Origin of the sequence: Streptomyces sp. NPDC002181 (assembly GCF_042890485.1) — a bacterium.
GTDB lineage: Bacteria > Actinomycetota > Actinomycetes > Streptomycetales > Streptomycetaceae > Streptomyces.
The window spans coordinates 158,821-175,849 of the sequence record NZ_JBIASC010000007.1; the positions used below are offsets into that span (position 1 = coordinate 158,821).

Genomic DNA, 17,029 nt, shown 5'->3' on the forward strand with positions numbered 1-17,029 from the left:
GTGCTGGATTCCTGTCCTGTCATTGAAAAGGGACGAGGGGGCCGGGGAGAACCCGGGCACCCCCCTGAATCCACCCCGGGATTCCGGCTCCCGAGCCGTGCCGCGGTGCTGAGCACCCGGCTTCGGACCCGCCCCCGCCTGCACCGATCAGGGGCAGGCGGGGCGGTGTTAGGGGTGTCCTGCGGCTTTCTCCCGCAATTACCGTGCGATGACCTCGGGCCCGAGTAGGCCCGATGCAAATCGACACCGAGCTTGGAGCGTGCAGATGTCCGCGGGCTTCGTTCCTGACGCTGATCACCTGAACGGCGACGAGGCCCGTCCCGGGGCCGTACTCGCAGGCCGGCTGGCCGGCCTGCCCGACACCGAGCAGGGCCGCCTCCTGCTCGACCTCGTGTGCGCACAGACCCTCGACGTGCTGCGCCGCACCACCCGTCCCGACACCGAGGCGGTGACGGAGACCGCCAGACCCTTCAAGGAGCTCGGTCTCGACTCCATCGGGCTGGTGGAACTGCACGCCCGGATCAACGCCGCGACGGGGCTGCGCCTTCCGGTGACCGCCGCCTTCGACCACCCCAGCCCCGAACTGCTCGCCGGGCACCTGCGCGCACAGCTGCTGGGCGCGGACGCGGGCCCCCTCGTCGTCGAGGCGCCGCTCGCCAACGACGACGAGGACCCCATCGCCATCGTCGGCATCGGCGGCCGCTTCCCCGGCGGCCTGCGCAGCCCCGAGGAGCTGTGGGAGCTGGTCAGCTCCGGCGGGACCAGCGTCGGTCCCTTCCCGGACGACCGGGGCTGGGACCTCGACGCCCTGTTCGACGAGAACCCCGAGGCGTACGGCACCGTCTACACGCGCGTCGGCGGATTCCTGCACGACGCCCCCGAGTTCGACGCCGAGTTCTTCGGGATCGCGCCGCGCGAGGCCCTCGCCATGGACCCCCAGCAGCGCCTGCTGCTGGAAACCGCGTGGGAGACCCTTGAGCGCTCCGGCATCGACCCCACCGGTCTGCGGGGCAGCCGCACCGGCGTCTTCGTGGGCGCCGGCGCCACCGAGTACGGCACGCGGGTCAAGCACGCCCCCGAGGCCCTGGCCGGCTACCTGATCACCGGCGGCGCCCTCAGCGTCGCCTCGGGCCGCATCGCGTACGCGCTCGGCCTTGAGGGCCCCGCCCTCACCATCGACACGGCCTGCTCCTCCTCGCTGGTCGCCCTGCACCTCGCCGTGCAGTCGCTGCGCCGCGGCGAGTGCTCGCTGGCCCTGGCCGGCGGCATCACCGTCATGAGCACCCCCGGCCTGTTCACCGAGTTCAGCAGGCAGCGCGGGCTGGCCCCCGACGGTCTGACCAAGGCCTTCGCCGCCGGCGCGGACGGGACCACCTTCGCCGAAGGCGCCGGTCTGATCCTCGTCGAGCGGCTCTCCGACGCCCGCCGCAACGGCCACCCCGTCCTCGCCCTGGTCCGCGGTACCGCCATCAACCAGGACGGCGCGAGCAACGGCCTGACCGCCCCCAGCGGCACCGCGCAGCAGCGGGTCGTGCTGCAGGCGCTCGCCGACGCCGGTCTCACCCCCGGTGAGGTAGACGCCGTCGAGGCCCACGGCACCGGCACCACCCTGGGCGACCCCATCGAGGCCGCCTCGCTCATCGCCACCTACGGCAAGGGCCGCGACGCCGGCAAGCCGCTGTGGCTGGGATCGGTGAAGTCCAACATCGGCCACACCCAGGCCGCCGCCGGCGTCGCCGGGATCGCCAAGGTCGTCATGGCGCTGCGCCACGGCGTCCTGCCGGCGACCCTGCACGTCGACGAGCCCTCCCCGAACGTCGACTGGTCGGCCGGAACCGTACGCCTGCTCACGGAGCCCGTACCGTGGCCCGCCGAGGCAGAGCGTCCCCGGCGCGCCGGTGTCTCCGGCTTCGGCATCAGCGGCACCAACGCCCACCTGATCATCGAAGAGGCGCCCCGCGAGGACGGGCCGGACGCCGCCGGGCAGGACGGCACCGGCCAGGACTCCGCCGGCCAGGACTCCGCCGGCCAGGACGGGGCCGGGCAGCCGCAGCTGCCCTCGCTGCTCGCCGTCTCGGGCGGCTCGGCCGCCGCCCTGGGAGCCCAGGCCGCCCGCCTCGCGGACTTCCTGACCGCGGCCCCGGACCTCGACCCCGCCTCCGTCGGACACTCCCTCGGGACCACCAGGGCTGCCCTCGAACACCGCGCGGTGGTCCTCGCCGAGGACCGGGACGCCCTCCTGGACGCCCTGCACGCCCTCGCCGGCGACGGGTCCTCCCCCGACGTCCTCACCGGCACCGCCCACACCGGCCGCCTCGCCTTCCTGTTCACCGGCCAGGGCAGCCAGCGCGTCGCCATGGGGGCCCGCCTCTACGACGCCTTCCCCGTCTACGCCGACGCCCTCGCCGACGCCCTCGGCCACCTCGACCTCCAGCTGGACGTCTCCCTCTGGGACGTGCTGTTCGCCGAGGAGGGCTCGGCCGAGGCCGCCCTCCTCGACCAGACCCGCTACGCGCAGCCCGCGCTGTTCGCCGTCGAGGTCGCCCTCTTCCGGCTCCTGGAGTCCTGGGGCCTCACCCCCGACTTCCTCGCCGGCCACTCGATCGGCGAGATCGCCGCGGCCCACGTCGCCGGCGTACTCGACCTGCGGGACGCAGCCACCCTCGTGGCCGCACGCGGCCGCCTCATGCAGGCCCTCCCGGCCGGCGGCGCGATGGTCGCCGTCCAGGCCACCGAGGAGGAGGTCCTGCCGCTCCTGACGGACCGGGTGGGCATCGCCGCGGTCAACGGCCCCTCGTCCGTGGTGGTCTCCGGCGACGAGGAAGCCGCGCTGGCGGTCGGCGACCACTTCGCCGCCCTGGGCCGCAAGACCAGCCGCCTCAAGGTCAGCCACGCGTTCCACTCGCCGCTGATGGAGCCGATGCTCGACGAGTTCCGCCGGGTCGCGTCCGTCCTGACGTACTCCTCGCCGCGCGTCCCCATCGTCTCCACCCTCACCGGCCGCCTCGCCACGACCGCGGAACTGACCTCTCCCGACCACTGGGTGCGCCACGTCCGCGAAGCCGTGCGGTTCGCCGACGGCATCGACTGGCTCGCCCGGGCCGGCGGTGTCCGCACGTACGTCGAGCTGGGCCCCGACGCCGTCCTCAGCGCGCTCGGCCAGCACTGCCTGCCGGACCTCGCCGCCGCCGACAGCGCGTTCACCTCCCTGCTGCGCCGCGGCAAGGACGAAGTCCGCCAGACGCTGTCCGCCGTCGCCCTCGCGCACGCCCGGGGCGCCGCCCTGGACTGGACGGCCTTCTACGCGGACCGCGCCACGGACCGCGTCGACCTGCCGACCTACGCCTTCCAGACCCGCCGCTACTGGCTGACCGACACCCGGGACGGCGCCGACCCGGCCGGTCTCGGCCAGCTCGACGCGCAGCACCCGCTGCTGGGCTCCGTCGTCGGCCTCGCCGGCGGCGACGGCACCGTCCTCACCGGCCGCGTGTCCCTGCGCACCCACGGCTGGCTCGCCGACCACGTCATCTCCGGGACCACGCTGCTCCCGGGCACCGCCTTCGTCGAACTCGCCCTCCGGGCCGGGGCCGAGACCGGCTGCGAGCTCCTTGAGGAGCTCGTCCTCCAAGCGCCGCTCGTCCTGCCCGAGACCGGCGCCACCGTCCTCCAGGTCGTCGTCGGCCCCGCCGACGCCTCCGGCCGCCGCACCGTCGGCTGCCACGCCCGGCCCGAGGACGACGAGAGCGACGACGCATGGGTGTGCCACGCCACCGGCACCCTCGCCCCGGCGACCGCCGCGGCCCGCGCCGACGCCCACGGCGCCCTCGCCGGCACCTGGCCCCCGGCCGGCGCCCAGCCCCTCGACGTCGCCACCCTGTACACCGACATGGCCGGACAGGGCTACGGGTACGGGCCCGCCTTCCACGGAGTGCGCGCCGCCTGGCGCCGGGGCGAAGAGGTGTTCGCCGAGATCGCGCTGCCCGAAGGCGCCCGCGGCGACGCCGCCGCCTTCGGCCTGCACCCGGCCCTCCTCGACGCCGCGCTGCACCCCGCCGACCTCGCCCTCTCCGACGGGGCCTCCGACGGCGTCCGGATCCCGTTCTCCTGGAACGGCGTCACCCTGCACGCCACGGGTGCGACCGCCGTCCGCGTCAAGATCACCTCGGAGGGCGACGAACTCGCCGTCGCCCTCGCCGACTCCGCCGGCGCGCCCGTCGCCACCGTCGACTCGCTGCTGCTGCGCTCCGTCAGCGGCGACCAGCTGGCGAGCGCCCGCCGGGACCCGCTCCTCAGCGTGCGGTGGAACCCGCTCCCGCAGGCCGCGGAGCCCCGCCGCACCGCGGACGCCGCACCCGTCGCCCTCGCGGAGCCGGCTCCGGCCGCCCCCGTGCCCGGCTTCGTCCAGTACCGGGTCCCGCACACCCCCGAGGGCGACGTCCCGGCCGCGGTCCGCGCCGTGACCGCCGACGCCCTGGACGCCGTACGCCGCTGGCTCGCCGACGAGCGCGCCGCCGACTCCCGGCTCGTCGTGGTCACCCGCCGGGGCACCTGGGCCGACGGCACCACCGCGGACCTCGGCCAGGCACCCGTGTGGGGTCTGGTCCGATCCGCGGAAGCCGAGAACCCGGGCCGCTTCGTCCTCGCCGACCTCGACGGAACCGAAGCCTCCGAGGCGGCGCTGACCGAGGCCCTGGCCACCGGTGAACCCGAGTTCGCGCTCCGCGAAGGCCGCGTCCTCGTGCCGCGGCTCGCGGCCGTCCCCGAGCCCGAGGTCCCCACCGAGCTGCCCTGGGACGCGACCGGCACCGTCCTGGTCACGGGTGGTACCGGCGGCGCGGGCGCGGCCCTCGCCCGCAAGCTGGTCACCGAACACGGCGTCCGCCACCTCGTCCTCACCAGCCGCCGCGGGCCCGATGCCCCCGGCGCCGCGGAACTCCTCGCGGAACTGCGGGAGTCGGGCGCGGACGTACGCATCGCCGCCGTCGACGTCTCCGACCGCGAGGCCCTCGCCGCGCTCCTCGCCGCCGTCCCGGCCGAACACCCGCTGACCTGCGTGGTGCACGCCGCCGGCGTCATCGACGACGGCCTCGTCGGCTCCCTCACCGCCGAGCGCGTCGACACCGTCATGCGGCCCAAGGTGGATGCCGCCTGGAACCTGCACGAACTCACCAGGGACCACGGCCTGAAGGCCTTCGTCCTCTTCTCCTCCGCCTCGACCATCCTCGACGGTGCGGGGCAGGCCAACTACGCCGCGGCCAACCTGTTCCTCGACGCGCTCTCCGTGCGGCGCGCCGCCGAGGGCCTGGTCTCCACCTCCCTCGCCTGGGGCCTGTGGGCCGGAGACGCCGGCATGGGGGCCGGCCTCGACGAGGCGGCCCTCACCCGCATCAAGCGGCTCGGCCTCGACTCGCTGACGTTCGAGGAGAACCTGGAGCGCCTCGACAAGGCGCTGACCGCCACGGACCCGGCCGTCGTCCCCGTCCGCGTGGACCACCGTGCCGTCCGTGAACGCGGCGACGACATCCCGACCCTGCTGCGCGCGCTCGTGCGCCGGCCCGCACGCAAGGCCGCCGCGGCTACCGCCGCGGCCGCGGCGGGCGCCGGTTCCCCGCTCGCGGAGCGGATCGCCGGACTCGACGAGAGCGCCCGCACCGAAACCGTCCTGCGCCTGGTGCGCACCGAGGCCGCCGGTGTGCTCGGCTACGACGGCGCCGAGGACATCGCCCCCCACCGGGCCTTCAACGAGACCGGCTTCGACTCGCTGGCCGCGGTCGAACTGCGCAACCGGCTCTCCGCCGTCACCGGGCTGCGCCTGAGCCCCACCCTCACCTTCGACTACCCGAACGCGGCCGCGCTCACCGAGTTCCTCGTCTCGAAGCTGCGGGGACCGGCCGCGCGGCCGGCCGCCGCACCCGCCGTCGCGGCGCCCTCCACGGACACCGACGAGGACCCGATCGTCATCGTCGGCATGGCCTGCCGTTACCCCGGCGGGATCGGCTCGCCGCAGGACCTGTGGCAGTTCGTCGCCGAGGGGAGCGACGCCATCGGCCCGTTCCCCACCGACCGGGGCTGGGCCGCCGACCTGTACGACCCGGAGATCGGCAAGCCCGGCAAGACGTACTCCACCGACGGCGGATTCCTCTACGACGCCGCCGAGTTCGACCCCGCGTTCTTCGGGATCAGCCCGCGCGAGGCCCAGGCCATGGACCCGCAGCAGCGCCTCCTCCTCGAAGTCGCCTGGGAGGCCTTCGAGCGTTCCGGCATCGACCCGCATTCGGTCAAGGGCAGCCGCACCGGCGTGTTCGCCGGAGTGATGTACCACGACTGGGGTCTGCGCCTGGGCCCGCTGCCCGAGGACGTCGCGGCCTACCACGGCAACGGCAGCCTGGCCAGCGTCGTCTCCGGCCGCGTGGCCTACACGCTCGGCCTCGAAGGCCCCGCGGTCAGCGTCGACACCGCCTGCTCCTCCTCGCTGGTCGCCCTGCACTGGGCCCAGCAGTCGCTGCGCCGCGGCGAGTGCACCCTGGCGCTGGCCGGCGGCGTGACCGTCATGTCGACCCCCGACACCTTCACCGACATGGCCCGCCAGCGCGGGCTCGCCGCCGACGGCCGCTGCAAGTCCTACGGCATCGGCGCCGACGGCACCGGATGGAGCGAAGGCGCGGGCCTGCTCGTCCTTGAGCGGCTCTCGGACGCCCGCCGCAACGGCCACCAGGTCCTGGCGGTGGTCAAGGGCTCCGCCGTGAACCAGGACGGTGCGAGCAACGGCCTCACCGCGCCCAACGGCCCCGCCCAGCAGCGCGTCATCGAGCAGGCGCTCGCCGACGCCGGCCTGACCGCCGCCGACATCGACCTCGTCGAGGGCCACGGCACCGGCACCCGCCTCGGCGACCCGATCGAGGCGCAGGCGCTGCTGGAGACGTACGGACAGCACCGCCCCGAGTCCGGGGAACCGCTCTGGCTCGGCTCGGTGAAGTCCAACCTCGGCCACACCCAGGCCGCCGCGGGCGTCGCGGGCATCATCAAGACGGTCATGGCGATGCGCAACGGCCTCATGCCGCACACCCTGTACGCCGATACCCCCTCCGACCAGGTCGACTGGGACGCGGGCCACGTCGAACTCCTCACCGAGGCCCGTGCCTGGACGGCGGACGGCCGCCCGCGCCGCGCCGGCGTCTCCTCCTTCGGCATCAGCGGCACCAACGCCCACGTCATCGTCGAAGAGGCGCCCGCGGGCGGATCCGCGCAGGACGCGCGGGAGCGGGAGACGAACCCGCCCGGCCTCGTCCCGCTGGTCGTCTCCGGCGCCACGCCGCAGGCGCTGCGCGCCCAGGCCGACCGCCTGTCCGCCTTCCTCGGCACGCTGCCCGACGACCGGCTGCCCGCGGCCGCCCGCGCCCTCGCCACCACCCGGGCGGCCCTGGAGCACCGGGCCGTGGCCGTCGGCGCCGACCGCGCCGAACTCGCCCGCTCGCTCGAACTCCTCGGCGGCGCCGCGGCCGCCCGGGACGGCAAGACCGCGTTCCTGTTCACGGGCCAGGGCGCGCAGCGCCTGGGCATGGGCCGCGAGCTGCACGCCGCGTTCCCGGCGTTCGCGCAGGCCTTCGACGAGGTCGTGGCAGAACTGGACCGCCACGTGGAGCGCCCGCTGCGCGAGGTGGTGTGGGGTGAGGACGCGGATGCGCTGAACCGGACCGAGTTCGCGCAGCCCGCCCTGTTCGCACTCGAAGTCGCGCTGTTCCGTCTGGTGGAGGCGTGGGGGGTCCGCGCGGACTTCCTGGCCGGCCACTCCATCGGCGAGCTGGCCGCCGCACACGTCGCCGGGGTGTTCTCCCTGGAGGACGCGGCCCGTCTGGTGGCGGCCCGCGGCCGCCTGATGCAGGCGCTGCCCCCGGGTGGTGCGATGGTCGCCGTCCAGGCGGCCGAGGAGGAAGTCCTCCCGCTGCTGACCGACGGTGTGTCGATCGCCGCGGTGAACGGGCCGTCGTCGGTGGTGGTCTCCGGTGAGGAGGCCGCCGCGCTGGCGATCGGCGCGCACTTCGAGGCGCAGGGCCGCAAGACGAGCCGTCTGAAGGTGTCGCACGCGTTCCACTCGCCGCTGATGGACCCGATGCTGGAGGAGTTCCGCGCCGTCGCGCGGACCGTCACCTTCAGGGATCCGCAGATCCACGCGGTCTCCACCGTCACCGGCGAGCGGGCCACCGAGTGGCAGACGCCCGAGTACTGGGTGCGCCAGGTCCGCGCCGCCGTCCGCTTCGCCGACGCCGTCCGCGGCGCCGAAAGCGCCGGCGCCCGTACGTTCGTCGAGCTGGGCCCCGACGCCGTCCTGACCGCACTCGGCCAGGGGTGCGCCGCCCACGAGGACACCGCGTTCGTCTCCCTGCAGCGCCGCGACCGCGACCAGCGGCGCGAGGTGCTCTCCGGCCTCGGCGCCGCCTGGGCGCACGGCGTCGGCGTCGGCTGGGCCGCCGTGCTGGGCGGCACCGGCGACGCCCGGGCCGATCTGCCCACGTACGCCTTCCAGCGGGAGCGGTACTGGCTGGACGTGACCGCCCCCACCGGGGACGTCGCCTCCGCGGGCCTCGACGCGGTCGACCACCCCGTGTTCACGGCGGCCGTCGAGTCCCCGCAGGACGGCTCCGTCGTCCTGACCGGCCGGCTGTCCACGGCGGCCCACGCATGGGTCGCCGACCACGAGGTCCACGGCAACGTGCTCCTCCCCGGCACCGGTTTCGTCGAACTGGCCGTACGCCTCGGCGACCAGGTCGGCTGCGACCTCCTTGAGGAACTCACGCTCGAAGCACCGCTGGTGCTGCCGCCGCACGGCGGGGCCACCCTGCGGGCCGTCGCCGGCGCCGCCGACGACACCGGCCGCCGCCCGCTGACCATCCACTCGCGCCGTGACGACGCCGCCGGGCAGTCGTGGACCCGGCACGCCACGGGCTTCCTCGCCACCGGTACCGCCCGGCTCGACGCCCCCGACCTCACCCAGTGGCCGCCGCCCGGCGCCACACCCGTCGACGTCACCGGCGCCTACGAGCGGCTGAACGGGCGCGGCTACGGATACGGGCCCGCCTTCCAGGGCATGCGGGCCGCCTGGCGGCGCGGCGACGAGCTCTTCGCCGAGGTCGCCCTCCCCGAGGGCGTGCGCGCCGAAGCCGTCCGCTACGGACTGCACCCGGTCCTGCTCGACACCGCCATGCACGCCGACGTACTCGTCGACCAGGGCGAGGGCGGCACCGAGGCACTGCTGCCCTTCGCGTGGAGCGGAGTCTCGCTGCACGCCTCGGGATCCGCGGCCCTGCGCGTCTACATCCGGCGCATCCGCGGAGCCGAGGAATCGGCCCTGCTGGTCGCCGACGAGAGCGGCGCCCCGGTCCTCAGCGTGGAATCCCTGATCTGCCGCGCGGTCTCCGCCGAGCAGCTGGAGCCCGCCGACGGCACCCTGTCCGAGGACCTGCGCCGCCTGGAGTGGACCCCGGTCCAGGTCCCGGGGAACCCGCAGCCCTCCTCGTACGAGCGGCTCGCCCACGGCACGGCCGACGCGCTGGCCGCGCTTTCCGGGCTCGCCGAGCTGCCCCGTACCGTGATCGCGCCGGTCGCCACCGCCGACGGAGAACTGCCGGAAGCGGTCCGCGCCACCACCATCCGGGTCCTCGGCCTGCTCCAGGCGTGGCTGGCCGACCCGCGCTCCGAGACGTCGACCCTGGTCGTGCTCACCCGGCGCGCGGTCGCCACCACCGAGGACGCGGCACCCGACCTCGCCCAGGCACCCGTGTGGGGCCTGGTCCGCGCCGCGCAGGCCGAGAACCCGGGCCGGATCGTGCTCCTCGACACCGACACCGACACCGACGCGGACGGGGAGGCGGACCTGAACGCCGCGCTCCTCGCCGCGACCCTCGGCGAGCCCGAACTGGCCCTGCGCGAGAACCGTTTCCTCACTCCCCGGCTCGTGTCCGCCCTCGTCCCGGACGCCCCGGCGCCGTGGGACACCGACGGCACCGTCCTGATCACCGGAGGCACGGGCGGCCTGGGCGCCATCGTCGCCCGCCATCTGGTGGCCGAGCAGGGGGTGCGCCACCTGGTGCTGACCAGCCGGCGCGGCGAGGACGCCCCCGGGGCCCGCGAACTGCGGGCGGAACTCTCGGAGTCGGGCGCCGACGTGCGGATCGCGGCCGTCGACGTGTCCGACCGGGACGCGCTGGCCGCGCTGCTCGCCTGCATCCCCGCCGACCGGCCCCTGACCGGCATCGTGCACGCCGCGGGCGTGGTCGCGCCGGGCCTCGTCGGAGCACTCGGCCCGGACGGGGTCGACGCCGTCCTGCGGCCCAAGGCGGATGCCGCCTGGCACCTGCACGAACTGACCGAGCACTCCGAGCGGATCACGGTCTTCGCGCTGTACTCCTCGGCCGGAGGCCTCGTCCTCCCCGCCGGACAGGGCAACTACGCGGCGGCCAACGTCTTCCTCGACGCCCTCGCCGCGCACCGCCGCGCCGCCGGGCTCCCCGCCACCTCCCTCGCCTTCGGCCTGTGGGCCGTCAACACCGGACTCGGCGGGGACCTGACCGACGCAGACCTGGAGAAGGCCGAGCGCAGCGGTCTGCCGGCGCTGCCCACCGAGCGGGGCCTGGCCCTGTTCGACGAGGCGCTGCGCACGCGGCACGCCCTGCTCGTCCCGCTGCCGATCGCCCCCGCCGCGCTGCACGCCCGCGCGGAGGTGCCCCCGCTGCTGCGCGGCACGGCACGGCCAGCCCAGCGGCGTGCCGTCGCCGGCACAGCGCAGAGCGGCGGCGACTTCGCCCGCCGCCTCGCCGGCCTGACCGCCGCCGAGCGCACGCGGACCCTGCTCGACCTGGTGGCCGGCCACGCGGCGACGGTCCTCGGACACGCCTCCGCGGACGCGGTCGGCGCCGACCGGGCGTTCAAGGAGCTCGGCTTCGACTCACTGGCCGCCGTCGAGCTGCGCAACGCCCTCAACGCGGCCACCGGGCTGCGGCTGCCCGTCACCCTGGTCTTCGACTACCCGTCCACGCGCGCCGTGGCCGAGTACATCGACGGCCAGCTCGGCGGGGCGCAGGCCAAGCAGCCGTCGGCGCAAGCCGTCGCGCCGACGGCCGTCTCCGACGACGAGCCGATCGCCATCATCGGCATCAGCTGCCGCTACCCCGGCGGGGTGCGCTCTCCCGAGGACCTGTGGGAGCTGCTGGCCGACGGCCGCGACGCCGTCGGCGGCTTCCCCGCCGACCGGGGATGGGGAGACGTCTACGACCCCGAGCCGGCCACTCCCGGCAAGACGTACGCCCGCGACGGCGGATTCGTCTACGACGCCGCCGAGTTCGACCCGGCGTTCTTCGGGATCAGCCCGCGCGAGGCCCTCGCCATGGACCCGCAGCAGCGCCTGCTCCTCGAAGCCTCCTGGGAGGCCTTCGAGCGCGCCGGGATCGACGCGTCGAGCATGCGCGGCACGCAGACCGGCGTCTACGCCGGTGTGATGTACCACGACTACGGCACCCGACTGCACAACGTCCCGGACGACATCGCCGGCTACCTCGGCAACGGCACCGCGGCCTCCATCCTCACCGGCCGCGTGGCCTACACGCTCGGCCTTGAGGGCCCCGCGGTCAGTGTCGACACCGCCTGCTCCTCGTCCCTGGTCGCCCTGCACATGGCCTGCCAGGCACTGCGGCGGGGCGAGGTCGGCATGGCCCTCGCGGGCGGCGTCACCGTGCTGTCGACGCCCGAGGTCTTCGTCGAGTTCAGCCAGCAGTACGGGCTCTCCGCCGACGGCCGCTGCCGCGCCTTCTCGGCGGCGGCGAACGGCACCGGCTGGTCCGAAGGCGTCGGCGTGCTCCTCGTCGAGCGGCTCTCCGACGCCCAGCGCCTCGGCCACGAGGTCCTCGCCGTCATCCGGGGCACCGCCATCAACCAGGACGGTGCCAGCAACGGCCTCACCGCGCCCAACGGCCCCTCCCAGCAGCGCGTCATCCAGCGCGCCCTGGAGGCGTCCGGACTCACCACGGCCGACGTCGACATGGTCGAGGGCCACGGCACCGGCACCCGCCTCGGCGACCCGATCGAGGCGCAGGCGCTGCTGGCCACCTACGGTCAGGGCCGTGACGGCGACGACCCGGTGTGGCTCGGCTCCATCAAGTCCAACATCGGTCACGCCCAGGCGGCGGCGGGCGTCAGCGGCGTCATCAAGTCCGTCATGGCGATCCGCAACGGGATCATGCCGCAGACCCTGCACGTCGACCGGCCCTCGCCCGAGGTCGAATGGGACGCGGGCAGCGTCGAACTGCTCACCGAGGCCCGTGCCTGGCCCGAGCGCAGCCGTCCGCGCCGCGCCGCCGTGTCCTCGTTCGGCATCAGCGGCACCAACGCCCACCTGATCGTGGAGGAGGCACCGGCGCCGGCCCGCCCGGCCGAGCGCGCGTCCGCTCCGGACGCTCTGCCGCTGCTGCTGTCCGCGACCGGTCCCGAGGCCCTCGCCCGGCAGGCCGAGCGGCTCCGCGCCCAGCTGCTGGCCGAGCCCGGAGCGGACCTCACCGACGTGGCGTTCTCCCTCGCGACCGGGCGTGCCACGCTCGAACACCGCGCGGTCCTGGTCGCGGCCCCCGACGGCCGCGACGCCGTCCTGCGGGACCTCGCCGCCCTGGCGGCGGGCGAGGAGCCCGCCGCCGGATCCCTCGGTGCGGCCGCCGCCAAGGGCCGTACGGCGTTCCTGTTCACCGGCCAGGGTGCGCAGCGCCTGGGCATGGGCCGTGAACTGCACGCCGCGTTCCCGGTGTTCGCGCAGGCCTTCGACGCGGTCGTGGCCGAGCTCGACCGGCACGTGGAGCGCCCGCTGCGCGAGGTGGTGTGGGGTGAGGACGCGGATGCGCTGAACCGGACCGAGTTCGCCCAGCCCGCCCTGTTCGCGCTCGAAGTCTCCCTCTTCCGGCTGCTTGAGGCCTGGGGGGTGAGCCCCGACCTGCTGGCGGGCCACTCCATCGGCGAGCTGGCCGCCGCGCACGTCGCGGGGGTGCTGTCGCTGGAGGACGCCGCCCGTCTGGTGGCGGCCCGCGGCCGCCTGATGCAGGCGCTGCCCCCGGGCGGTGCGATGGTCGCCGTCCAGGCGACCGAGGAGGAGGTCCTCCCGCACCTGGCCGAGGGGGTGTCGATCGCCGCGGTCAACGGGCCCTCGTCCATCGTGGTCTCCGGTGAGGAGGCCGCCGCGCTGGCCATCGGTGAGCACTTCGCCGCCCAGGGCCGCAAGACGAGCCGTCTGAAGGTGTCGCACGCGTTCCACTCGCCGCTGATGGACCCGATGCTGGAGGAGTTCCGGACCGTCGCGCGGAGCCTCACCTTCCACGCACCCCGGACCGCCGTCGTCTCGACCGTCACCGGCGAGAGCGCCCAGGACTGGCAGACGCCCGATTACTGGGTCCGCCAGGTCCGCGAGGCGGTCCGCTTCACCGACGCCGTGCGAACCCTCGCCGCGCAGGGCGCCGCACGCTACCTGGAACTCGGGCCCGACGGCGTCCTGACGGGGCTCGCCCGCCAGATCCTCGACGACGACGAGGCCGTACTGGTCCCGGCCGGGCGCAAGGACCGCAGCGAGCCCCGGACCCTCGTGGCGGCCCTGGGCGCACTGCACTCCGCGGGCGAACGCGTCGACTGGGAGGCGTACTTCGCCGGCACCGGCGCCCGCCGCGTCGCGCTGCCGACGTACGCCTTCGAACGCAAGCGGTACTGGCTCGACTCGCCGGCCGCCGTCACCGACGCGAGCGGCCTCGGCCAGCTCGCCGCCGGGCACCCCCTGCTCAGCGCGGTCGTCGTCTCCCCGGAGCACGACGGGGTCGTCCTCACCGGCCGCATCGCCCTCGACGCCCAGCCCTGGCTGGCCGACCACGCGGTGCACGGCACCGTGCTCCTGCCCGGCACGGCGTACGTCGACATGGTGCTGCGCGCCGGCCGCGAGACCGGCAGCACGCTGATCGAGGAACTCACCCAGGAGGCTCCGCTGGAGCTGCCCGAAACGGGCGGCACGGCCGTCCAGGTCGTCGTCGGCGCCGCCGACACGACCGGCCGGCGCAGCGTGTCCGTCTACTCGCGCGCCGAGGAGCCGCACGGCGGGGAAACGCGGTGGATCCGCAACGCCGGCGGTGTCCTCGCCCCGCACGCGGCGCCCGCCGCACTCGACCTGGAGGCCTGGCCGCCGGCCGGGGCCCGACCGGTGGACGTCGGCGACCTCTACGACGAGCTCGCCGCGGCCGGCCTGTACTACGGACCCGTCTTCCAGGGCCTCAAGGCGGCCTGGCTCGGCGCCGACGAGCTCTTCGCCGAGATCGCGCTGCCCGAACAGGCCCAGGCCGACGCCGCGCTCTTCGGAGTGCACCCGGCCCTGCTGGACGCCGCCCTGCACGGCGACCAGATCCTGCGCAAGGGGCGCGAGGGCGCCGAGCGGACCACCCTTCCGTTCGCCTGGAACGGCGTCGCCCTGCACAGCACCGGCGCCGCCATGCTGCGGATCCGCCTGACCACACCGGCACCCGACACCCTGTCCCTGCGCATCACCGACCCGACCGGAGCCCCGGTCGCCACCGTCGAACGCCTGGTCCAGCGGGAGATGTCGGCCGGACAGCTGGCCGGCGCCGGCAGCCGCGAGGCCTCCGTGTTCCGGATCGAGTGGGAGCCGGTGACGGCCGGCCAGGCGGCACAGGACTGCGTGGTCGTCGGGAACGGACTGCCGGGCCACCGGTCCGTCACCGACCTGGCCGCGCTCGCCGAAGCGGGCGCGGTGCCGCCGACGGTCCTGCTGTACGCGCCGGACCTCGTCGCCGCCGCGACGGGCCCGGAGGGCCAGGACACGCCCGGGCGGGCGAGGGCGGCCACCTCCCGCCTCCTCGCCGCTCTCGCCGACTGGCGCGAGGACCACCGCTTCACCGAGTCGAAGCTGGTGGTGGTGACCCGCGCGGCCGTCGTCACCGACCCGGTGGGCGAAGCGGTCGACTGCGCACAGGCCCCGCTGTGGGGTGTGGTGCGCGCCGCGCAGGCAGAGAACCCCGGCTGCTTCACCGTCATCGACATCGACGGGGACGAGGAGTCCGTACGGGCGCTGCCCTCGGCCGCCGCCACCGGCGAGACCGAGCTCGCACTGCGCCACGGCAAGGCCTTCGTACCGCGCTACACGCCGGTGTCCGTCACCGGCGAAGGCGCCGCGTCCCCGTGGGACGCGCAGGGCACCGTCCTGATCACCGGGGGCACCGGTGTCCTGGGCGCGGTCCTCGCCCGCCATCTGGTGGCCGAGCAGGGGGTGCGCCACCTGGTGCTGACCAGCCGGCGCGGCGAGGACGCCCCCGGGGCCCGCGAACTGCGGGCGGAACTGGAGGGGTCCGGCGCCGACGTGCGGATCGCGGCCGTCGACGTGTCCGACCGGGACGCGCTGGCCGCGCTGCTCGCCGAGATCCCCGCCGCGCACCCGCTGAAGGGCGTCGTGCACGCGGCCGGAGTCCTGGACAACGCCCTGGTCGGGGCGGTGACCCCGGAGCAGGTCGACCGGGTGCTGCGGCCCAAGGCGGACGCCGCCTGGCACCTGCACGAACTCACCCGGGACCTGGACCTGTCCGCGTTCGTCCTCTACTCCTCGGTCGGCGGCCAGGTGCTGGCCGCGGGACAGGCCACCTACGCGGCGGCCAACGTCTTCCTCGACGCGCTGGCCACGCACCGGCAGGCCGCGGGTCTGCCCGCCACCTCACTGGCCTGGGGCCTGTGGGCCGGGACGGCCGGCGAGGGCCTGGACCTCAGCGAGGCCGACCTCCAGCGGATGAGCCGCTCCGGAGTGTTCGAGCTGTCCTTCGACGAGGGCGTCGCCCTGTTCGACGAGGCGCTGCGGTCCGCCGACCCGGTGCTCGTACCGGTCCGCATCGACCGGGCCGTCCTGAGGTCGCGCACCGACGAGGTGCCCGCGCTGCTGCGCGGCCTGACGGGCCGCCGCCCGGGGGCGCAGACGGCCTCGGCCGTGACCGCGGCGCCCGCGATCGCTCAGCCCGAGGGCACGGAGGTGGAGCTCAGGCTCGCCGGGATGTCGGGTGCGGAGCGTGAGCGGTATCTGGTGCAGTTGGTGCGGGGTCACGCGGCGACGGTGCTGGGTCACAGTGATGTGGCGGCGGTTCCGGGTGAGCGTGGTTTCACGGAGCTGGGTCTGGATTCGCTGGGTGCGATCGAGTTGCGCAACCGTCTGCAGAAGGCGGTGGAGGTGCGGCTGCCGGCGACGTTGATGTTCGACTACCCGAACGCCGTGTCGCTGGCGGCGTTCCTGCTGGAGGAGCTGGCACCCGGACTTGAGCGCATCGCCCGGGAACAGGCCGCGGCCCAGGCCTCCCCGCAGACACACGGGACCGAGATCGAACGCAGCCTCGCCGGGATGTCGGGTGCGGAGCGTGAGCGGTATCTGGTGCAGTTGGTGCGGGGTCACGCGGCGACGGTGCTGGGTCACAGCGATGTGGCGGCGGTTCCGGGTGAGCGTGGTTTCACGGAGCTGGGTCTGGATTCGCTGGGTGCGATCGAGTTGCGCAACCGTCTACAGAAGGCGGTGGAGGTGCGGCTGCCGGCGACGTTGATGTTCGACTACCCGAACGCCGTGTCGCTGGCGGCGTTCCTCCTGGAGGAGCTGGCACCCGGACTCGAACCCGCTCCCGAGGCGCAGGGCGCCGACGACGACGCGATCCGGCAGGCGCTGCGCTCCATCGAGCCGGCGGCGTTGCGCTCGTCCGGCCTGCTGGACGCACTGCTCAAGCTGGCCGGCGGCGCCGCAGCCGCCCCGCAGGAGGCGCCCGCCGAGAGCGCCGCCGTGGACGAGACCACGGCGGCCATCCAGGACATGGACGTCGACGCCCTGGTACGCGCCGCCCTGGCCTCCGGGTCCTGAGCGGGGCGCGAACGGTGAACGCCCCGCGGCGGTGAGGCCGGACCTCACCGCCGCGGGGCGTTGTGCGCACCGCCCCCGAAGCCCGGACACGGGTATGCCGCGGCGCCCGGGAACGCATGG

General features: G+C 75.1%; 1 protein-coding gene. It reads left to right on the top strand.

Annotated features, from left to right (window positions below; all coding sequences use genetic code 11):
* The first annotated feature begins 265 nt into the window (after positions 1 to 265).
* Positions 266 to 16,909: an SDR family NAD(P)-dependent oxidoreductase gene (locus ACFYXV_RS19425; protein WP_389383569.1), complete on the top strand. Its 16,644-nt coding sequence runs from the start codon at positions 266 to 268 to the stop codon at positions 16,907 to 16,909.
* The last annotated feature ends 120 nt before the right edge of the window (positions 16,910 to 17,029 follow it).

Coding starts and splice junctions, on each gene's coding strand:
- ACFYXV_RS19425 (WP_389383569.1), top strand. CDS start 266: ATGTCCGCGGGCTTCGTTCCTGACGCTGATCACCTGAACGGCGACGAG.